Here is a 20,286-nt window from a genome sequence, read left to right on the forward strand (position 1 = left end):
CTCCCGGGAACTCGGCACGAGCCTGCCACCGATCCGCCCCGTCGGCGCGCACCCGGGGCGGTGCGGCGCAGGATCGTCACCGCGACGCGACGCGACGACGAGGGTCCGGGACCTCTCCGAGGCGCGCTGCCATGATCGGCCACGTGGACACCGACATCCCCCTGGAGCCCGTCCTCGAGCTGGTCGGGGTCTTCGTCGGGGCGATGTCCGGGGCGCTGGCCGCGGTGCGCAAGCAGTTCGACGTGTTCGGCATCCTCGTGCTCGCCTGGGCCGCGGGGTTGGGCGGTGGCATCCTGCGTGACGTCCTCATCGGCGCGGTGCCTCCCGTTGGGATCTCGAACTGGCGGTTCATCGCGACCGCTGTCGCCGGCGCCACCCTCATCTACTTCTTGCATCCCCGGCTCGAGCGCGCGCGCCGCTTCATCGTGGTGCTGGACGCCGGGGCGCTCGCCCTGTTCAGCGTCGTCGGCACGACCAAGGGGCTCGAGTACGGCACGACGCTGACCGCTGCCGTCATCGTCGGCGTCATGACCGGCGTGGGCGGGGGAGTGCTGCGCGACCTGCTGTCGGGCGAGGTGCCGGTGGTGCTGCACCATCGCCAGCTCTACGCGATCCCCGCGCTGCTCGGGTCGACCGTGACGGCGATCCTGTGGTGGCAGGGCGCGCTCACCACGGCGACCAGTGTGATCGTGGTGATCGCGGTGTTCGTGCTGCGGGTGGTCGCGCTGCGGTACCAGCTGAAGGCGCCGGGGCCGTGGCGGGGGTCGGTGCGCTGACCGTGCGCTGAGAGGATGCGTGGGTGAACCCCGACTCTCCTGACCAGGTCCGTCCGCTCATCGAGGTTGCCGAGGCGCTGGCCCGGGAGGCCGGTGCGCTCGTCCGGGACGGGCGACGGCGGCTGGTCACCGTGGCGGCCACGAAGTCCAGCGACCAGGACGTGGTGACGGCGATGGACCTCGCGTCCGAGTCGCTGCTGCGGAGCCGGCTCGCGGAGATGCGGCCCGACGACGCGATCCTCGGCGAGGAGGAAGCCTTCCGGCCGGGCACCTCCGGCGTCACCTGGGTGGTGGACCCGATCGACGGGACGGTCAACTATCTGTACGGGTCGCCGGCCTACGCCGTGTCCGTCGCTGCTGTGATCGGTCTCGACCCGGGAGTCGCCCCCGACCCCGCCACCTGGACGGCGGTCGCCGGGTGCGTGTTCGCTCCCGAGGACGGCCGGTCGTTCACGGCGGGGCGTGGGCTGGGAGCGACGCTCGACGGGGTCGCCCTGCGTGTGGGCGCCGCGCGACCGTTGATCGACTCTCTGGTCGGCACCGGCTTCGGATACGTCTCGGCGAGGAGGCAGGCGCAGGGACGAATCGTCGCGGAACTGTTGCCGCGGGTACGTGATATTCGCCGCGTGGGTTGTGCGTCACTCGACCTGTGCGCGATCGCCGCCGGAACGCTCGACCTGTACTACGAGCGCGGGCTGCAGCCGTGGGACCTCGCCGCCGGCTCGCTGGTCGCCCAGGAGGCAGGCGCGCAGGTCACAGGGCTTCGAGGGCAGGCGGCGCAGGAGTCGATGACTGTCGCGGGACCGCCCGGGCGCGTCGAGGAGCTGAGGGCGTTCCTCGAAGGTCTCGACGCCGACTCCGACGGGTGAAAACGCTCCCACGACGCGTGTGACGAAATCGGTCGCGCGTCCGGTTCGCTCCGCGCTCGAAAGTGGTGCAGAATCCCACCGCGCGCGGGAACAAAAAGCGCGTCGCGTGCATTGATCCCGCGTATGACTTTCCATCAAGACCACGGAGTGTGACGCCGCACATGGCTACCGACTACGACGCCCCGCGCAAGACCGAGGAGGACCTGAGCGAGGACTCGCTCCAGGAGCTTCAGGCTCGGCGCTCCGACAAGAACTCGGGCGTGGTGGACGAGGACGAGACCGAAGCGGCCGAAGGGTTCGAGCTCCCGGGCGCGGACCTGTCCGGCGAAGAGCTCTCCGTCCGCGTGCTGCCTCGGCAGGCGGACGAGTTCACCTGCTCGAGCTGTTACCTGGTCCACCACCGCAGCCAGCTGGCCTACGAGCGCGACGGTCGTCCCGTCTGCTCGGAGTGCGCTGCCTGACGGTCGGCACCGAGAACACGCACGGCTCACCTGAGGGTCGGCCGCCCAGCAGCACCGGGCGACCGGCCCTCAGGCGTGCAGTGCGGCGACGAGCGCCTCCGGCCGACGCGTGGACACCACCCAGTACGGCGTGGGGTCCTGTGGGTCGTCGACCTCGACCCGGACGGCCGAGTGGATCCAGCCGCGCAGGCACACGTGGGCGCGCGCATCGAGCCGCGGGCCGAGCTCGGCCCGGGTCGCGTCCGCGTCGAGCGTCACCGCTGGGCCGAGCAGATCGACCGGGATGTGTGCGCCGCCGGCGCGGAAGACGCCGTCCCGCACCTCGACGCGCGGTGCCAGCACCACCAGGATGATCGCGCCGGCGACCAGGACACCGCCGCCGACCAGGGCCGCGATGCGCGGGCTCAGCGGGACGAACGCGACCGCCATCATCGCCGCGAACACGACGAGCAGCACCCAGCCGAGCGGACCGAGCCACAGCCGCTCGGTGTACGTCGGCGCTGTCGCCCGGGGTGGGGGCAGAGGGGTTCCACGGGGAGCTTCGGGCATGCACCCAGCATCCCATCCGGCGGGTAGGGTCGGGCTCCGTGACGGCCGACCCCAGTACCGAGGTGCTCCTGCTGCGCCTCGACCCCGAGCTTCCCGCGCCCGCCTACGCGCACCCCGGTGACGCCGGTGCCGACCTGGTCTCCAGGATCGACGTCGTGATCCCGCCGCAGGGCCGCGTGACCGTTCCCACCGGGGTCGCCATCGCGCTGCCTGACGGGTACGCCGCGTTCGTGCACCCGCGGTCCGGGCTGGCCATGCGGCACGGTCTGACCATCGTCAACGCCCCCGGGACCGTCGACGCCGGCTACCGCGGCGAGATCGCCGTGACGCTGCTGAACACGGACGTCGAGCACGCGCTCGAGCTGCACCGGGGCGACCGGATCGCGCAGCTCGTGATCCAGCGTGTCGAGCGGGTGCGGTTCGTGGAGGCCGAGCACCTGCCCGGGTCGCACCGCGGCGACGGCGGCTTCGGGTCGAGCGGCGGCTGGAAGGCTGCGCCGACGCCCTAGGTCGGGACTACTGTCGATCTGTTGGCAACTGATGCGCGCGAGCGCGTCGAAGAGGAGTGAGCACGTGGCGCTGTTCCGGCGTGGTGGGAAGGATCCCGCCCCCCAAGATACGGTGGAGACCGAGGCCGGCGAGCCGACGGTCGTCGACGACCGTCTCGAGCTCGACGACGACCCGCAGGCGTCACCTGCCCCGGTCGAGCGGACCGGCGGCCCGTGGGACGCCGCGCAGGTCGACGACGATCTCCCGCGCGTGGATCTCGGCGCCATCCTCCTTCCCGGCGTGCAGGGCATGGAGCTGCGGATGGAGATCGACAAGGCGACCAACGTGGTGTCCGCTGCCTCGATCCTCCTGGACGGCTCCTCGCTGCAGGTGCAGGCGTTCGCCGCACCCCGCACGGACGGCATCTGGGACGAGATCCGCGCCGAGATCGCCGAGTCCGTGACCCAGCAGGGTGGCTCCGCCGACGACCTGCCGGGCCCGTTCGGCCGCGAGCTCCTGGCCAGGCTCCCCATCCGGACGCCGGAGGGGCGCACGGGACACCGTCCGGCCCGGTTCATCGGCGCCGACGGCCCGCGATGGTTCGTGCGAGGCGTGATCACCGGTCGTGCGGCGGTCGACCCGGCGGCCGCGACCGCGCTCGAGCAGCTCTTCGCCGGGATCGTGGTGGTTCGCGGCACGGACGCCCGTCCGCCCCGAGACCTGCTCACGTTGCGCCTCCCAGGACCGGGCACACCCAACCTCAAGCCCTCCGACGCGGCGACGTCGCCGGAGGCCGGCGAGACGCCGGCGGCTCCCGACTTCGACCCGCTGACCCGCGGTCCGGAGATCACGGAGACCCGATGAGCCTCAAGGAGCTCCTGAAGAAGGCGGTCGCGTCCCAGGCCCAGATCGAGGCGGACGAGGAGCGTGCCGACGCCCACCGCTCGGTCGGCTGCACCCCCGTCGACCAGCTGACGGACCGTTCACGCGCCAGCGTCTCGGGCGTCATCCGGTCGGTCACCCTGCGGCCGCGCGAGGGTGTACCTGCGCTGGAGGCCGAGCTGTACGACGGGAGCGGTGCGCTCGACCTGGTCTGGCTCGGACGACGAGAGATCGGGGGAGTCACCCCGGGTCGCAGGCTCAAGATCGAGGGCCTCGTGTGCCTGATCGACGGCCGGCGGACGGTGTTCAACCCCCGCTACGAGCTCAGGCCTCGTCCCGGTGAGTGAGGAGAGCCCCCTCGACGCCATCGACGACGTCGTCCCGCCCGAGGAAGGCGGCATGCGGGGCATGCGCCAGCTGACCGCCGAGCAGTTCTCGGCCGCCGATGCCGTGGGCGGCGTGCGCGGGGTCGTCGAGTCCGTCGCGCCCGGGCTGCTCTTCGTGGTCGTCTATATCGCGGCGGGCCAGCAGCTTGCACCGGCGCTCATCGCCGCGTCGGCTGCGGCCGTCGTCGCGGTCGTCGTCCGCCTGGCCCAGCGCACGCCCATCACCCAGGCGCTCTCTGGGCTGCTCGGGGTCGGGATCGGTGTCGTCTGGGCGTGGCGGTCTGGCGACGCGTCGGACTACTTCGCCTACGGGCTCTGGGTCAACGCGGCGTACCTGGTCGGCACCCTGGTCTCGATCCTCGTCGGATGGCCGCTGGTCGGCCTCGTCATGGGCCTGTTCCGGCCCGAGGGCCCGCTGTCGAGCACCGGGTCGTGGGGGGCGGCCGTCGCGTGGCGGGCCGACCCTGCGCTCCGACGCCGGTACGCGCTGGCGACCTGGCCGTGGGTCGCGATGTTCGCGCTGCGCCTCGTGGTCCAGGTGCCGCTCTACCTGGCGGACGAGGTGGCGTGGCTCGGCACCGCCAAGCTCGCCATGGGTCTGCCGCTGACTGCGCTGACGCTCTGGCTCAGCTGGTCGTTGGTCCGTGGGTCAGCAGCTCTTCCAGCGCAGACTCGTCCGCCTCGCGAGCCGTGACGAACAGCAGCTCGTCCCGACCCTCGAGCGTGTCGTCGGGGCTGGGGGCGATGGGGCGGGCGTCACGCACGATGCACGCCAGCACCGTGTCCGTGGGCCACTCGATCTGACCGACGCGCACCCCCGCCAGCGGCGAGTCGTCCGGGAGCGTGAGCTCGAGGATGTCGGCGCGGGACTGGTGGAACGTGAAGATGCGCACCAGGTCGCCGACCGTCACAGCCTCCTCGACCATCGCCGTCATGATCCGGGGCGTGGAGACGGCCACGTCGACGCCCCACGCCTCGTCGAACATCCACTCGTTCTTCGGGTTGTTCACCCGGGCGACCGTGCGGGGGACGCCGAACTCGGTCTTGGCCAAGAGCGAGATGACCAGGTTGGCCTTGTCGTCGCCTGTCGCCGCCACGACCACGTCGCACTCGTCGGTCTTGACCTGACGCAGGGTGGGCAGCTCGCAGGCGTCCGCCAGCAGCCAGTCCGCCTCGGCCACCTGCGAGACACGCATGGCCGACGGCTGACGGTCGATGAGGGTCACCTCGTGGCCGTGCCCCAACAGCTCGCGCGCGATGGAGCGGCCGACGGAGCCGGCTCCGGCGATGACGACCCTCACGCGGTCACCGCCGGTGCGCTGGTGAGGATGCGTTCGACCAGGGCGGAGGTGTCCGCCCGCATGAGCACGTGCACGGTGTCGTTCTCCTGCAGGACGGTGGTCGACGTCGGCAGGAGGCCGTCGCCGTAACGGGTGACGTACGCGATCCGGGCGCCGGTGGCATCTTCCAGAACCCGTAGCGGCTTGCCCACCCAGCCCTCGTGGACGTCGACCTGCGCGAGCTGGATCTGCCCGGAGGCGTCGCGCCACTCGTCGGTGGCGCCCATGGGCAGGAGGCGTCGCAGGACCTGGTGGGCGGTCCAGCGGACCGTCGCGACCGTCGGGATGCCGAGCCGCTGGTAGATCTCGGCGCGGTGCGGGTCGTAGATGCGGGCGACGACGTTCTCGATGCCGAACGTCTCGCGCACCACCCGGGCCGCGAGGATGTTCGAGTTGTCACCGTCGGACACCGCCGCGAACGCGAAGGCGTCCTCGATCCCCGCCTGCCTCAGCGTGTCGCGGTCGAACCCGAGCCCGGTGACCTTGTTCCCGCCGAACTCGGAGTCGAGCCGCCGGAACGCCTCGGGGTTCTGGTCGATGACGGACACGGAGTGCCCGTTGTCCTCGAGGCTCTTTGCCAGCGTCGCGCCGACGCGGCCGCATCCCATGATCACGAAGTGCACAGTGCGGCACGCTATACCGTCCACCTCTCCCGGCGCGCCGGGAGGTGTGGTGTGGGCAGCCGCGCGCGGGCCTAGCATTGCGGATCGTGTCGGACCTCTCGGATGCCGCCAAACGCCTGTTGCTCGGACGTCCCGTCCGCAGCGACCGCCTCGGCCACACGCTCCTTCCGAAGCGCATCGCGCTGCCGGTGTTCGCGTCGGACGCTCTCTCGTCGGTGGCGTACGCCCCTGACGAGATCCTGCTGACGCTCTCGCTCGCCGGGATGGCGGCGCTCGTCATCTCGCCCTGGGTCGGCCTGGCCGTCGTCGCGGTGATGCTCGTCGTCGTCGCGTCATACCGGCAGAACGTGCACGCGTACCCGTCCGGTGGTGGCGACTACGAGGTCGCGACGACGAACCTCGGCAAGAACGCCGGCGTCACCGTGGCCAGCGCGCTGCTGGTCGACTACGTCCTCACCGTCGCGGTGTCGATCTCGTCCGGTGCCCAGTACGCCGCGTCCGCCTTCCCGGCGCTGCGCGGTCACGAGGCGATGTTCGCCATCGGCCTGGTCGTGCTGCTGACCGTCGCCAACCTGCGCGGGGTGAAGGAGTCCGGGAGCCTTTTCGCGCTCCCCGTCTACCTGTTCATGCTCGCCATCGGCTCGGTCGCCGTCATCGGCGCGATCCAGATGCTCACGGGCAACCTGACGATGGCGGAGAGCTCGGGTCTCGAGCTCGCACCCGACGCGGCGTTCGAGCAGGGCCTCACGGGGCTGGCCGGGTTCTTCCTGATCCTGCGGGCGTTCGCGTCCGGGTGCGCCGCCCTGACGGGTGTCGAGGCGATCAGCAACGGCGTGCCGGCCTTCAAGAAGCCGAAGTCGAAGAACGCGGCGACGACGCTGGCGCTGCTGGGCGGCCTGTCGATCGTGATGATCATGTCGATCCTGCTGCTCTCCCGCGCGACGGGCGTGGTGTTCGCCGACGACCCGCAGACGCAGCTGCTGGAGAACGGTGTCCCCGTCGGGGAGAGCTATGTCCAGCATCCCGTGATCAGCCAGCTGTCGTCCGCGGTGTTCTCGGGAGTGCCCATCGTCGCGGTGCTCATCTCGATCGTCACGGGGCTGATCCTCGTGCTCGCCGCGAACACGGCGTTCAACGGGTTCCCGGTGCTCGGCTCGATCCTCGCGCGTGACGGCTACCTGCCACGCCAGCTGCACACTCGCGGCGACCGGCTGGCGTTCTCCAACGGCATCGTCACCCTGGCGCTCGTCGCGATCGCGCTCATCTGGGCGTTCGACGCGCAGGTCACCCGCCTGATCCAGCTCTACATCGTCGGCGTCTTCGTGTCGTTCACCGTGAGCCAGCTGGGCATGGTCCGGCACTGGACGCGACACCTGCGCACCGAGCCGGACCCTGCCACGCGCACACGGATGAAGCGGTCGCGGATCATCAACTCGGTCGGCCTGGCGATGACCGCGACCGTGCTCGTCATCGTGCTCGTCACCAAGTTCACGCACGGGGCGTGGATCGCGATCCTGGCGATGGTGGTCATCTACGTCCTCATGCAGTCCATCCACCGGCACTACGCGCTGGTACGCGCCGAGCTGGCGCTGGGCACCGACGCGGAGGCTGCCCGGGCGCTGCCCAGCCGCGTGCACGCGATCGTGCTGGTGTCGCACCTGCACCGGCCGACGATGCGCGCGCTCGCGTACGCCCGCGCCTCCCGCCCGCAGCTGTTGGAGGCCCTGACCGTCGGCGTCGACCCGGAGGACGTCGACGTCCTGCGCGAGCAGTGGGAGGCGCTGAACATCCCCGTGCCGCTGCGCGTGCTCGACTCCCCGTTCCGGGAGATCACGCGCCCGGTGCTCACGTACGTGCGCTCGATCCGTCGGGACAGCCCGCGCGACCTCGTCGTGGTCTACATCCCCGAGTACGTCGTCGGGCACTGGTGGGAGCACCTGCTGCACAACCAGAGCGCGCTGCGGCTCAAAGGCCGGCTGCTGTTCACGCCGGGAGTCGTGGTGGCATCCGTACCGTGGCAGCTGGCGTCCTCCGAGGGGCAGACGGGGCTCGAGGAGCCGGTCCGGGGTACCGTTCCGCGTGGCTACTGACCCTGCAGACGACCGCTCGCACGACTTTGTCGAGGTGGAGCTCGAGATCGGCCCGGTCGCCCACGGTGGCCACTGCGTGGCACGCCACGAGGGCCGCGTCATCTTCGTCCGGCACACCCTTCCGGGCGAGCGCGTCCGGGCACGGCTGACCGACGCGGGGGAGACCGCGAAGTTCTGGCGCGCCGACGCCGTCGAGGTGCTGGAGGCGTCCCCCGACCGCGTGGAGTCCGCGTGGCCGGCAGCCGGCCCGGGTGGTGTCGGCGGCGGTGAGCTCGCGCACGTGTCCTTGCCGGCCCAGCGGGTGTGGAAGGCCGCGGTCCTCGCGGAGCAGCTGCGCCGTCTGGCCAAGCTCGACCTCGAGGTTCCGGTGCAGGCGGCACCCGGTGACGACGAGCGCGGCGGCCTCGGGTGGCGCACGCGCATCGACCTGGTCACCGACGCCGAGGGGCGGGCCGGCATGCACGGCTTCCGCTCGCACGACATCCACCTGCTGGACTCGATGCCCCTGGCCAACGAGGCGATCGCTGCGCTCGACCTGTTCGGTCGCCGGTGGTCCGGGGGCGCACGGGTCGAGGCGATCGCACCGTCCAGCGGTGACACCCCGCTCGTGCTCGTCGACGGCGCGCCGTTCGACATCGGCCGCGGGCGCTTGGACGGCCGGCCCAACGCCCGCACGGCCGTCAAGGAGCACGTCCAGCACGGCGAGGTGGGGTACGAGTTCCGCGTCGCGGGCGCCGGGTTCTGGCAGGTCCACCGCGAGGCGCCTGACCTGCTGGTAGCCGCGGTGCTGGCCGGGCTCGGCGACGTCGACGGCGCAGCGGTCCTGGACCTCTACTCCGGTGCCGGGCTGTTCACCGCACCGCTCTCCGACGCGGTGGGGGAGACCGGTGAGGTGGTCTCCATCGAGGGTGACGCACGGGCCGTGAAGGACGCTCGCCGCAACCTGCACCAGCGCCGCAACGTCGAGCTGCACACCGGGGACGTCGCCCAGGTGCTCACCGGGCGGGTCGACGCCGACTCGGACGTGGTGCACGCGGACGTGGTCGTGCTCGACCCGCCGCGCACCGGCGCCGGACGCAAGGTCGTCGCCGGGATCACCGAGCTCCGCCCCGAGCGTGTGGTGTACGTGGCGTGCGACCCGGCCGCGCTGGCCCGCGACATCGCGCTGTTCGCCGACGCCGGCTACGCGCTGGCGGACCTGGCGGCCTACGACCTGTTCCCCATGACCCACCATCTCGAAGCGGTCGCCGTCCTGACGCGCTGAGGCGGGCGGTCTCAGATGCTGACGCGGAGCGCGCTGACGCGGGTGCGTCCGGCCGAGCCCCGGACTAGCGTGGAACGCATCGCCGGACCGGCCCCGGCCCGGCAGGGAGGAGCGCCACTGTGAGCGAGAAGGACGCGGTCAGCCGGCTGGCGGAGGCCAAGCGGCTGGTGACCCAGGAGCTGCACAAGCAGGGCACACCCGAGTACGACCCGCGATCCCACCAGCGTGCGATCGAGGCCGAGCGCAAGGCACAGGACGCCGTCGACGCGGAGCAGGCCGCGCGGCACTGAGGAACGCATCCGAGCAGCGACGGACGCCGGGCCCGCGTGGCCCCCGCGCCTACGCGCCACGCGGACGTGGACGTACGTGCGCGGGGGCCCGCCAGCATGTATCTTGATGTCGAGATAAATCGCGACCCGGCCACCAGGCCGAGAGGTCGCACCGCCCAGCGGTCCGGGTGACTACCCATCCCCGGCAGCACCACCGGCAGACTCGCCAGCGAAGGAGCCCCCGTGAGCAGCGTCGACAGCTTCGGTTCGAAGGGAACACTCGAGGTCGGTGACGCCTCGTACGAGGTGTTCCGTCTCTCGGCCGTCCCGGGGGTGGAGCGCCTGCCGTTCAGCCTCAAGGTGCTCGCGGAGAACCTTCTGCGCACCGAGGACGGTGCCAACATCACGGCCGACCACGTGCGCGCCCTCGCCGAGTGGGACCCGGACGCCCAGCCCGACACCGAGATCCAGTTCACGCCCGCCCGCGTGATCATGCAGGACTTCACCGGCGTGCCCTGCGTCGTCGACCTGGCCACCATGCGTGAGGCCGTCGTCGACCTCGGCGGTGACGCGAGCCGGATCAACCCGCTCGCCCCTGCCGAGCTCGTCATCGACCACTCCGTGCAGATCGACGTCGCCGGCCGTGCCGACGCGTTCGAGCGCAACGTGGCGCTGGAGTACGAGCGCAACTTCGAGCGCTACCAGTTCCTGCGCTGGGGCCAGACGGCGTTCGACGACTTCAAGGTCGTCCCGCCGGGCACCGGCATCGTGCACCAGGTGAACATCGAGTACCTGGCTCGTGGGGTCATGACGCGATCGGTGGAGACGACCGAAGGCCGTGTCCTGCGCGCCTACCCCGACACCTGCGTCGGCACCGATTCGCACACCACCATGGTCAACGGCCTGGGCGTGCTGGGCTGGGGCGTCGGCGGCATCGAGGCCGAGGCGGCCATGCTGGGCCAGCCCGTGTCGATGCTCATCCCGCGCGTCGTCGGCTTCAAGCTCACGGGCACCATCCCGCTGGGCGTCACGGCCACCGACATCGTGCTCACCATCACGCAGAAGCTCCGTCAGCACGGCGTCGTCGGCAAGTTCGTCGAGTTCTACGGCGAGGGCGTCGCAGCGGTGCCGCTGGCCAACCGCGCGACCATCGGCAACATGAGCCCCGAGTTCGGCTCGACCGCCGCGATCTTCCCGATCGACTCGGTGACGATCGAGTACCTGCGCCTGACCGGGCGTTCCGAGGAGCAGCTCGCGCTCGTCGAGGCGTACGCCAAGGAACAGGGCATGTGGCTGGACCCGACGTCGGACGGCTACGTCCAGCCGGTGTTCTCCGAGTACCTCGAGCTCGACCTGTCTACCGTCGTGCCGTCGATCGCCGGTCCGAAGCGCCCGCAGGACCGCATCGAGCTGTCGCGGGCCAAGGAGCAGTTCCAGCGCGACCTGCCGACCTACGCGCCCGAGGCCACCAACGGCGTCGACGAGGCCGAGCGCGAGTCGTTCCCCGCGTCCGACTCGCCCGCGATCACGTCGTCGGCGACCCGCGTCTACCCGACCACCGACACGCAGGGCCGGTCGTTCGACCTGTTCCACGGGGCGGTCGCCATCGCGTCCATCACGAGCTGCACCAACACGTCGAACCCGTCGGTGATGATCGCCGCCGCGCTCGTCGCCAAGAAGGCCGTCGAGAAGGGCCTGAGCGCCAAGCCGTGGGTCAAGACGTCGATGGCGCCCGGCTCGCAGGTCGTCACCAACTACTACGAGAAAGCCGGCCTGTGGCCGTACCTCGAGAAGCTGGGCTTCCACCTGGTCGGCTACGGCTGCGCCACCTGCATCGGTAACTCCGGACCGCTCGACGAGAAGGTCTCGGAGACCGTGCAGGAGCACGACCTCGCCGTGGCCGCCGTGCTGTCCGGCAACCGCAACTTCGAGGGGCGCATCAACCCCGACATCAAGATGAACTACCTCGCGTCCCCGCCCCTGGTCATCGCGTACGCGCTGGCCGGGACCATGGACTTCGACTTCGAGTCCGACCCGCTGGGCCGCGACGAGGCCGGTCAGCCCATCTTCCTGAAGGACATCTGGCCGACGCCCGACGAGGTGCAGTCGACGATCGACGCGTCGATCGACCGTGCGATGTTCACCAAGGACTACGCCGACGTGTTCACCGGGGACGAGCGGTGGCGCGCGCTGCCGACGCCCGAGGGCGACACGTTCGAGTGGGATCCCGAGTCGACCTACGTGCGCAAGCCCCCGTACTTCGACGGGATGCAGGCGGAGCCGTCCCCGGTGGTCGACTTCCACGGTGCACGCGTCCTGGCCAAGCTGGGTGACTCGGTGACCACCGACCACATCAGCCCGGCCGGCTCGATCAAGGCCGACAGCCCCGCGGGCCTGTACCTGGCCGAGCACGGCGTCGGTCGTCGCGACTTCAACTCCTACGGCTCGCGCCGTGGCAACCACGAGGTCATGATCCGCGGCACGTTCGCCAACATCCGGCTGCGCAACCAGCTGGTTCCTGGCGTCGAGGGCGGGTTCACGCTGAACCTGCTCACGGGGGAGCAGTCCTCGATCTACGACGCGGCGCAGGCCTACCAGGAGGCGGGCATCCCGCTCGTCGTGCTCGGCGGCAAGGAGTACGGCTCCGGGTCGTCGCGCGACTGGGCCGCCAAGGGCACCAGCCTGCTGGGCGTCAAGGCGGTCATCACCGAGAGCTTCGAGCGGATCCACCGCTCCAACCTCATCGGGATGGGCGTGCTGCCGCTGCAGTTCCCGGACGGCGAGTCGGCCGACTCGCTCGGCCTGGACGGCACGGAGACGTTCGACATCACCGGTGTCACGGCGCTCAACGAGGGCACGACGCCGCGCACGCTGGCCGTGACGGCCACGAAGACCGACGGCACGGTCGTCGCCTTCGACGCGGTGCTGCGCATCGACACCCCCGGCGAGGCGGACTACTACCGCAACGGTGGGATCCTGCAGTACGTGCTGCGCTCGCTCGTCAAGGCCTGACGCACCCACGCACCCGCGAGCCCGGCCCCCTCCGAGAGGGCCGGGCTCGCGGCGTCGACGGGACGGATCGTTCCCCGGTGTCACCGGGCGGTTGAGAGGGCGGCTCCGAGCAGCTCGACGAGGGCGCGCATCCATGTCCCGTGCTCGTCGTCGCGGTCGGGGTTGGCCTCGGTGACGACGATCCCTGACCAGCGGGGATCCGACGCGAGACCTGCGAGCAGCTCGCGCAGGACCGCCGGGGTCAGGCCTCGCCCGTACTGCGGGATGTCCGCGAGGGGCAGCGTGAACATGTCCAGCACGTCGACGTCGAGGTGCACGAGAAAGCCGTCGGCAGCCGCGTCCACGGCGGCGACGGACCGTCGAGCGGCTGCGGCAGGGTCGTCCAGCACCGCTGCCGCGGGGATGCGTGCGGACGGGACCTGGCCGTGGACGTCTTCCTCGTCGTCGGCGTAGCCCACGAAGCACAGGCGGTCGCCCGCCAGGAGCGGGCGCCTCGGCCCGAGGCCCGCGAGGGCGTCGTGGGCACCCGGCAGGTCGAGCAGGTGCGCCACGCCCATCGAGTCCGCGATCGGCTCCTCGGGGTGGTCCGCGGGGAGGTGGAGGTCCTGCCCGCCGTCGACGTAGACCAGGCCCAGGTCGGCCCCGAGGTCTGCGGCCGCGGCCAGCACCGCCAGCGCCACGGTGCACTCGCCACCGAGCACCACGGGCACGTGGCCCGCCGACAGGACCGACCGCACGCCGGCTCGTGCGTCCTGCAGGACGGCCGCGACGCGCGCGACGTCGTGCGGGTTGGACCGTTCGGGCGGATCGTGCCGCCACCGGGCGGGCAACGTGTCGCCGTGGTCCACGACCCGACGACCGGTGCGCGCGAGCGCGCGAACCAGCCCGGCGGCGCGGAGCGCGGCAGGGGAGCGTTCGAGGCCCGGGGCGTGGGCCGCGGCACTGGACGGCACGCCGAGGATGCCGAGAGGTCGGGACGACATCCGGTCAGGCTAGGTGCGAGCGCCGACACTCACCCGGCGTACGGGCCGGACAGCCGGGTGCCGAACGTCCCCGCGGTCACCGCGGTGTACGAGCGGCGGACCATCTCCTCGAGGACGCCGAGGTCGACGGTGTCCAGGTCCTTGACGTACAGACAGCTCTTGCCGACGGTGTGCGGGCCGAGTCCGGCGAGCAGGTCGGCGTAGGTCTCGACGCCGTCCGGGAAGTAGATCGTCGTCGCCGCCTTGCGCGGCGAGAATCCGGCAGCGCCTGCGTCGCCCTCGCGGCCCGACGGGTACTTGTAGTGGTAGGTGCCGAAACCGACGAGAGTCGTTCCCCACATCTGCGGTTGCTCGCCGGTCACCCGGGTCATCAGCTCGATCAGGCGCTGCGCGTCACGACGGCGGACCGGGTGCTCCACGGCCGCGACGAACGCGTCGACGTCGGCGTCGGTGGGGCGGGTCTTGTTGGGCTCGGGCGCCATCGCGCCAGTATCCCGCCGAGTCAGTCGGCGAGCGCCTGCACGACGCCGTGGCGTCCGATCTCCGCGAGATGCGGGTGGTCGACCGGGTGCATCTGGAGCGTGACAGCCATGTGCAGCGCCCAGGCCTGCGCGCGACGCCACGTCGCCGCATCGTGCGCCAGCCGCTCCCGAAACGCCCCGCGACCGTCGGCGTCGAACGTCAACCACGCGGTCGACAGGTCGGAGGCCGGGTCGCCGGAGGTCACGTCGCCGAAGTCGATGACCGCGCGCAGCTGTCCGTCGTGGACCAGGAGGTTCGCGGGATGGGGGTCGCCGTGCAGCCACAGGGCCGGACCGTCCCACGCGGGGGCGCCGGCCAGCTCACGCCAGTGCTCGAGGACGCGGTCGCCGTCGGGCAGCGCGAGCGTCTCCAGCCGCTCGCGCAGCGGCTGCTCGCGGGGGGCGATCGGCACGCCGCGGAACGGGTTCACCGGGGCATCGTCCGGTGCCGGGCGGTGCAGCGCCACGAACACCTCCGCGAGCTGCGGCGCCCACTGTGAGCGGCTCGCCACCGGGGTGTGGTGCGAGGCGACGGCCTCGAACCACGGGACGACGCTCCAGGCCCAGGGGTAGGTGGACGACGGCACGCCGACCCGGACAGGGGTCGGCACGTCGACCGGCAGCCAGGGTGCGAGGGTGGGCAGCCAGCGCTGCTCGTGGACCACCAGTGGCGAGCTGACCGCCCGCACCGGGAACCGCGCGGCCAGGTGCTCGCCGAGGCGCCAGAGGGCGTTGTCCCAGCCCGTGCCGGCCCAGGTTAGCGGCAGGTCGGCCAGGTCCGGGTGCTGCTCGCGCAGGAGCGAGCGGGCGAGGTCCTGGGTGACCTCGATCTCCGGGACGGGATGCACCACGTCAGCGGGCCTGCACGATGCGGTGCACGTCGTACGGCACGGACCAGCCGAGTGCGTCGAACATCCGGGCCAGCACGATGCCGGTGAACCCCCACACGAGCACGCCGTCGACGGTGAACGCGGGCGTGCGGACGGTCCGGCCCCACCGCAGGTGCTCGACACTCGCCCGGTTCGCCGGCTCCAAGAGGTCCGCCACCGGGACGCGGAACACGTCCACGGTCTCAGCGTGGTCGACCGCAGCGACCTGGGACGGGCGCGTCCACCACGCGGGGACGGGCGTGACCAGGTGGTTGCTCACCGGCACGGGCATCGGAGGCAGGGTGCCGAGCACCTCGACGCCCGACGCGTCGAGCCCGACCTCTTCGACGGCCTCGCGGACCGCGGCCTCCCGTGGACCGGCGTCGGACGGCTCGAGCCGACCGCCGGGGAAGGCGATCTGTCCGGCATGGTGGCCCAGGGTCCGGGAGCGCCGCTGGAGCAGCACGTCGAGATCGCGGGCGACCACGGGGTCCGGCGTGCGCGAGGGGGTCGCGTCGAGCGCACCGAACAGGACCAGCACCGCGGCCGGCCGTGCGGTGGAGGGGTCTTCCAGCACCCGGGCGGGATCCACGCGCCAGTCGAGGCCGCGCGCGCACAGGTCGATGAGCTCCGCGCGCGCCCCACGTGCCGCCTCGGTCGGACCCGTCATCCGCGTGCCCGTACGAGCTCCCCGAAGGCGGCGAACATCTTTGTCGCGGCGGGAACCAGCCCGGGCAGGTGCTCCGCGCCGGCCGCGCGGATCTCCTCGACCTCCTCGGGGGAGAGTTCCCCGACCATGTCCGGCGTCGAGAGCCACAGGTCGAGCATCCCTGCGTCGAGCTCGGGGTGGAACTGCACCCCGAGCGCGCTGCCGGCCCGGAACGCCTGCACGGGCGCGGCGGCCGTCGAGGCCAGGAGCGTGGCGCCGGTCGGCAGGTCGACGGTGTCGGAGTGCCAGTGGAGCACCGTCGGCCGCTCGCCGAGCGCACCCAGCATCAGGTCCTCCGCGACGATGTCGACCGGGGCGAAGCCGATCTCGGTCTCGGCGCGCAGGTGCAGCCGCGAGCCGAGAGCCAGGGCGAGGATCTGCATGCCGAGACAGACGCCCAGCACCGGCACGTCGGCGTCGACCGCCGCCGCCAGCAGGGCGCGCTCCGCCGCGAGACCCGGGTGACCGGGCACGTCGTCGGCGTCCATCGGGCCGCCCATGACGACCACCCCGGACACCTCGTCGAGACCCGGGAGGCGGGCGTCCTCCAGGTCGAGGACGGTGCGCACCCGGATGGGGGCGTCCATGCCGCGTGAGATGAGCCCGGGTCCTTCGTGGGGCGCGTGCATCACCACCAGGACGGGACGCATGCCGGTCACCACCCGTCGGGCAGCGGGCGCCCCTCCTCGTAACCCGCCGCGGACTGGATGCCGACCACGGCGCGCTCGTGCAGCTCGTCGAGCGACGTCGCGCCGACGTAGGTCGCCGCCGAGCGCACGCCCGCCGTGATGTGGTCGATGAGGTCCTCGACGCCGGGCCGCCGGGGGTCCAGGAACATCCGGGAGGACGAGATGCCCTCCTCGTAGAGCGCCTTGCGAGCCCGGTCGAACGCTGAGCCCCCACGGGTGCGGGCCGCGACCGCGCGAGCCGACGCCATGCCGAAGCTCTCCTTGTAGAGGCGCCCGTTGCCGTCCTCGTGCAGGTCGCCCGGCGACTCGTGGGTGCCGGCGAACCAGGACCCGACCATGACCTGCGACGCACCGGCCGCGAGCGCCAGCGCGACGTCGCGCGGGTGGCGGACGCCACCGTCGGCCCACACGTGCTTGCCCAGCCGGCGCGCCTCGGCGGCGCACTCCAGCACCGCGGAGAACTGCGGACGACCGACGGCGGTCATCATGCGCGTGGTGCACATGGCGCCGGGTCCGACGCCGACCTTGACGATGTCCGCGCCCGCAGCGATCAGGTCCCTGGTGCCCTCGGCGGTGACGACGTTGCCTGCGACGACGGGCACCTGCGGGTCGAGCGAGCGGACGGCGCCGAGCGCGTCGAGCATCTTGCGCTGGTGCCCGTGCGCGGTGTCGACGACGAGCACGTCGACGCCGGCCTCCAGCAGCTCGAGGGCCTTCTGCTTGACGTCGCCGTTGATGCCGACGGCCGCGGCCACGCGTAGGCGTCCCTGTGCGTCGAGGGCAGGCTGGTAGATGGACGAGCGCAGCGCACCCACCTGCGTGAGCACGCCGACCAGCTCACCGTCGCGGACCACGGGGGAGAACTTGCGGCGTGAGCCGTGCAGCTTCTCGAACGCCGCCTCGAGGCCGCGCAACCCGCCCTGCTCGATGATCGCGAGGTCCACGGTGGTCGGGTGGGCGCTCATGACCGCCTCGACCTGCGTGAAGCGGTCGACGCCCTGGCAGTCCACCTCGGTGACGACGCCGACCGGCTTCCCGCCGTCGACCACGACCGCGGCGCCGTGCGCCCGCTTGCCGATCAGAGTCAGCGCCGTGTGCACCGTGTCGTGCGGGCTGACGACGACCGCGGACTCGACGACGGTGTGCCGCGCCTTGACCGACGAGACGACGTCGGCGACCACGTCCGTCGGCACGTCCTGCGGCAGGACGGTGATGCCGCCGCGGCGGGCCACCGTCTCGGCCATGCGGCGGCCGGCGACGGCCGTCATGTTCGCGACGACGACGGGGATGGTGGTGCCGGTGCCGTCGACCGCGGTGAGGTCGACGTCGAAGCGGGAGGTGACCTCGGAACGAGACGGGACGAGGAAGACGTCGCCGTACGTGAGGTCAGAGGTGGCCGCGTGGCCGGGCAGGAAGCGCATGGGTTTCCCCCTTTCCTGTCCATGGTAGTCGCTCGCCGGGTCGTCTTCACGGGGCCTCCACACGGCGCTGACCTGCGTCAGCGCGTGGGCTTGTTCGGCTCGGCCTACAGTGTGGGCAAGCTTTCGGCGTCCGCACGTGCGGCATCGTCGCCGCGCACCGGAGGAGGAGGCACCACCATGGGTCAGCTGATGCGCATCAACTCCCCGGACGACGTGCGCCGGCTCACCTCGCGCCAGGCCGACGACCTCGCAGCCGAGATCCGGACGTTCCTGGTCGAGCAGGTCTCGCGCACCGGCGGTCACCTCGGACCCAACCTCGGCGTCGTCGAGCTGACCATCGCGATGCACCGGGTGTTCGAGTCGCCGCTCGACACCATGGTGTTCGACACGGGCCACCAGGCGTACGTGCACAAGCTGCTGACCGGCCGCCGCGACTTCTCGCAGCTGCGCAGCCAGGGCGGGCTGTCCGGGTACCCCAGCCGGGCGGAGTCCGAGCACGACGTCGTCGAGAACTCGCACGCCTCCACCGCGCTCAGCTGGGCCGACGGCATCGCCAAGGCCAACGAGCTGCAGGGCCGCGGCGACCGGCACGTCGTCGCAGTGATCGGCGACGGCGCCCTGACGGGCGGGATGGCCTGGGAGGCGCTCAACAACATCGCGGCCGGGCAGGACCGCAGGCTCGTGATCGTCGTCAACGACAACGGCCGCTCCTACGCGCCGACCATCGGCGGCCTCGCCCACCACCTCGACACCCTGCGCACGACGCGGGGGTACGAGAACGTCCTGTCCTGGGGCAAGCGGACGCTGCGCCGGTCCGGCGCACCCGGTCGCGCGACGTACGACGCGCTGCACGGGATGAAGAAGGGCATCAAGGACGTCCTGGTGCCGCAGGGGATGTTCGAGGACCTGGGCATCAAGTACGTCGGCCCGGTGGACGGGCACGACGTGCGTGCTGTCGAGCGGGCGCTGAGCAACGCGAAGGCGTTCGGCGGTCCTGTCATCGTGCACGTCATCACCGAGAAGGGCCGCGGGTACGTCCCGGCCGAGCAGGACGTCGCGGACCGTTTCCACGCGGTCGGTCAGATCCACCCCGAGACGGGGCTGCCGGTCGCGCCGTCGCGGTTCGAGTGGACGAGCGTGTTCGCCGACGAGCTCGTGCGCATCGGCCGTCGGCGCCCCGACGTCGTGGCCATCACCGCGGCGATGCTCCAGCCGGTCGGCCTCGCGCCGTTCGCCGCGGAGTTCCCGACGCGTGTGTTCGACGTCGGGATCGCCGAGCAGCACGCGGCGACGTCCGCCGCCGGGATGGCCTTCGGTGGGCTGCACCCGGTCGTCGCGGTCTACGCGACGTTCCTCAACCGCGCGTTCGACCAGGTCCTCATGGACGTCGCGCTGCACAAGGCCGGCGTCACGTTCGTGCTCGACCGCGCCGGGCTCACGGGCTCCGACGGCGCGAGCCACAACGGCATGTGGGACATGGCGATGCTCGGTGTCGTCCCCGGGCTGCGGCTGGCGGCTCCGCGCGACGAGGAGACGCTGCGCGACGCGCTGCGCACCGCGGTCGACGTGGACGACGCTCCCACGGTGATCCGCTACCCGAAGGGCGCGCTGGTCGACCCGGTCCCCGCCATCGACCACCTCGACGGCGTCGACGTCCTCGCCCGGCACGACGGCGCGGCCGACGCGCAGCACGTGCTCGTCGTCGGGTTCGGCGCCATGGCGCAGACCGGGCTCGAGACCGCCGAGGTCCTCGCTGCGCACGGCCTGCGCGTCACCGTCGTCGACCCGCGGTGGGTGATGCCCGTCCCCGCGGCGCTCACCAAGCTGGTGGGGGACCACGACCACGTGGTCACCATCGAGGACGGCGTCGTCGACGGCGGACTGGGGTCGCTCGTGGCGCAGCGTGCACGCGAGGCGGGCATCGCGACACCCGTGCAGGCCCTCGGCATCCCGCGCGCGTTCCTCGACCACGCCACCCGCGAGCAGCTGGTGACCGAGCTCCGGCTCCGGCCGGCGGACATCGCGCGCGATACGCTGGCCGAACTGGGGCGCCCTTCCTGAGTCCTAGGGTCTTTGGACCCAAG

Annotated in this window: 21 protein-coding genes; 12 read left to right on the plus strand and 9 right to left on the minus strand. The window is 71.9% G+C overall.

Annotation, left to right across the window (positions count from 1 at the left end; translation table 11 throughout):
- Nucleotides 1–143 precede the first annotated feature (143 nt).
- From ASG23_RS15950 to ASG23_RS15960, 3 genes are all read left to right on the plus strand, one after another.
- Nucleotides 144–776: a trimeric intracellular cation channel family protein gene (locus tag ASG23_RS15950; RefSeq protein WP_235521160.1), complete on the plus strand. Its 633-nt coding sequence runs from the start codon at nt 144–146 to the stop codon at nt 774–776.
- A gap of 23 nt (nt 777–799) precedes the next feature.
- Nucleotides 800–1,645: an inositol monophosphatase family protein gene (locus tag ASG23_RS15955; protein ID WP_056027062.1), complete on the plus strand. Its 846-nt coding sequence runs from the start codon at nt 800–802 to the stop codon at nt 1,643–1,645.
- Between the two features lie 161 nt (nt 1,646–1,806).
- Nucleotides 1,807–2,106, plus strand: a complete 300-nt coding sequence (locus tag ASG23_RS15960; RefSeq protein WP_055913906.1) for a DUF4193 domain-containing protein — start codon at nt 1,807–1,809, stop codon at nt 2,104–2,106.
- A 69-nt stretch (nt 2,107–2,175) separates the two neighbouring features.
- Here ASG23_RS15960 and ASG23_RS15965 read toward each other — a convergent pair whose 3' ends face one another.
- Nucleotides 2,176–2,655, minus strand: a complete 480-nt coding sequence (locus ASG23_RS15965; protein ID WP_056027065.1) for a DUF3093 domain-containing protein — start codon at nt 2,653–2,655, stop codon at nt 2,176–2,178.
- 38 nt (nt 2,656–2,693) lie between these two features.
- Here ASG23_RS15965 and dut point away from each other — a divergent pair, with 38 nt between their 5' ends.
- From dut to ASG23_RS15985, 4 genes are all read left to right on the plus strand, one after another.
- Nucleotides 2,694–3,164: a dUTP diphosphatase gene (gene dut, locus ASG23_RS15970; RefSeq protein WP_056027068.1), complete on the plus strand. Its 471-nt coding sequence runs from the start codon at nt 2,694–2,696 to the stop codon at nt 3,162–3,164.
- A 64-nt stretch (nt 3,165–3,228) separates the two neighbouring features.
- A complete protein-coding gene (locus tag ASG23_RS15975; protein WP_056027071.1) occupies nt 3,229–4,008 on the plus strand; it encodes a DUF3710 domain-containing protein in 780 nt (259 codons plus the stop codon).
- On the plus strand, nt 4,005–4,373 hold the full coding sequence (locus tag ASG23_RS15980) for an OB-fold nucleic acid binding domain-containing protein (RefSeq protein ID WP_056027074.1): 369 nt from the start codon (nt 4,005–4,007) through the stop codon (nt 4,371–4,373). The genes ASG23_RS15975 and ASG23_RS15980 overlap by 4 nt, the downstream gene beginning before the upstream one ends.
- A gap of 52 nt (nt 4,374–4,425) precedes the next feature.
- Nucleotides 4,426–5,106, plus strand: a complete 681-nt coding sequence (locus ASG23_RS15985) for a DUF3159 domain-containing protein (RefSeq protein ID WP_235521262.1) — start codon at nt 4,426–4,428, stop codon at nt 5,104–5,106.
- Here ASG23_RS15985 and ASG23_RS15990 read toward each other — a convergent pair.
- Nucleotides 5,039–5,713, minus strand: coding sequence for a potassium channel family protein (locus tag ASG23_RS15990; RefSeq protein WP_056027080.1), 675 nt, complete (start codon nt 5,711–5,713; stop codon nt 5,039–5,041). The two genes, ASG23_RS15985 and ASG23_RS15990, sit on opposite strands and share 68 nt — an antisense overlap.
- The gene (locus ASG23_RS15995; RefSeq protein WP_056028426.1) at nt 5,710–6,360 is read right to left on the minus strand and encodes a potassium channel family protein; all 651 of its coding nucleotides are present in this window, start codon (nt 6,358–6,360) and stop codon (nt 5,710–5,712) included. The genes ASG23_RS15990 and ASG23_RS15995 overlap by 4 nt, the downstream gene beginning before the upstream one ends.
- A gap of 101 nt (nt 6,361–6,461) precedes the next feature.
- On the opposite strand from ASG23_RS15995, the gene ASG23_RS16000 reads away from it, so the two are divergent.
- The 4 genes from ASG23_RS16000 to acnA all read left to right on the plus strand — a co-directional run bounded on the left by ASG23_RS16000 (nt 6,462) and on the right by acnA (nt 13,010).
- Complete coding sequence (locus ASG23_RS16000) at nt 6,462–8,465, plus strand: APC family permease (protein WP_056028429.1); 2,004 nt, start codon at nt 6,462–6,464, stop codon at nt 8,463–8,465.
- On the plus strand, nt 8,455–9,729 hold the full coding sequence (locus ASG23_RS16005) for a class I SAM-dependent RNA methyltransferase (protein WP_056027081.1): 1,275 nt from the start codon (nt 8,455–8,457) through the stop codon (nt 9,727–9,729). Before ASG23_RS16000 ends, ASG23_RS16005 begins: the two co-directional genes overlap by 11 nt.
- A 119-nt stretch (nt 9,730–9,848) precedes the next feature.
- Complete coding sequence (locus tag ASG23_RS16010) at nt 9,849–10,019, plus strand: hypothetical protein (RefSeq protein ID WP_056027084.1); 171 nt, start codon at nt 9,849–9,851, stop codon at nt 10,017–10,019.
- Nucleotides 10,020–10,241: 222 nt separating this feature from the next.
- Nucleotides 10,242–13,010 (plus strand): aconitate hydratase AcnA, encoded by a 2,769-nt coding sequence (gene acnA, locus ASG23_RS16015; RefSeq protein WP_056027087.1) that lies wholly within the window; start codon nt 10,242–10,244, stop codon nt 13,008–13,010.
- A gap of 80 nt (nt 13,011–13,090) precedes the next feature.
- On the opposite strand, the gene ASG23_RS16020 is transcribed toward acnA, so the two are convergent.
- The 6 genes from ASG23_RS16020 to ASG23_RS16045 are packed head-to-tail and all read right to left on the minus strand — an operon-like array spanning nt 13,091 to nt 18,202.
- The gene (locus ASG23_RS16020) at nt 13,091–13,993 is read right to left on the minus strand and encodes an arginase family protein (RefSeq protein WP_056027090.1); all 903 of its coding nucleotides are present in this window, start codon (nt 13,991–13,993) and stop codon (nt 13,091–13,093) included.
- Between the two features lie 29 nt (nt 13,994–14,022).
- Nucleotides 14,023–14,475: a DUF1801 domain-containing protein gene (locus ASG23_RS16025; RefSeq protein ID WP_056027093.1), complete on the minus strand. Its 453-nt coding sequence runs from the start codon at nt 14,473–14,475 to the stop codon at nt 14,023–14,025.
- A gap of 20 nt (nt 14,476–14,495) precedes the next feature.
- Entirely contained in the window at nt 14,496–15,362 is an 867-nt protein-coding gene (locus ASG23_RS16030; protein WP_327019478.1) for an aminoglycoside phosphotransferase family protein, read from the minus strand.
- Between the two features lie 4 nt (nt 15,363–15,366).
- Nucleotides 15,367–16,053 carry an NUDIX hydrolase gene (locus ASG23_RS16035; RefSeq protein WP_056027099.1) on the minus strand — a complete coding sequence of 229 codons (687 nt, stop codon included), beginning with the start codon at nt 16,051–16,053 and terminating at the stop codon, nt 15,367–15,369.
- Nucleotides 16,050–16,742 carry a type 1 glutamine amidotransferase gene (locus ASG23_RS16040; protein WP_056028431.1) on the minus strand — a complete coding sequence of 231 codons (693 nt, stop codon included), beginning with the start codon at nt 16,740–16,742 and terminating at the stop codon, nt 16,050–16,052. Before ASG23_RS16040 ends, ASG23_RS16035 begins: the two co-directional genes overlap by 4 nt.
- Nucleotides 16,743–16,747: 5 nt before the next feature.
- Nucleotides 16,748–18,202, minus strand: coding sequence for a GuaB1 family IMP dehydrogenase-related protein (locus tag ASG23_RS16045; RefSeq protein WP_056027103.1), 1,455 nt, complete (start codon nt 18,200–18,202; stop codon nt 16,748–16,750).
- Between the two features lie 177 nt (nt 18,203–18,379).
- Here ASG23_RS16045 and dxs point away from each other — a divergent pair, with 177 nt between their 5' ends.
- On the plus strand, nt 18,380–20,263 hold the full coding sequence (gene dxs / locus ASG23_RS16050; RefSeq protein ID WP_056027107.1) for a 1-deoxy-D-xylulose-5-phosphate synthase: 1,884 nt from the start codon (nt 18,380–18,382) through the stop codon (nt 20,261–20,263).
- Nucleotides 20,264–20,286: the final 23 nt, after the last annotated feature.

Origin of the sequence: Cellulomonas sp. Leaf395, assembly GCF_001424125.1 — a bacterium.
In the GTDB taxonomy this organism is placed as follows: Bacteria; Actinomycetota; Actinomycetes; order Actinomycetales; family Cellulomonadaceae; genus Cellulomonas.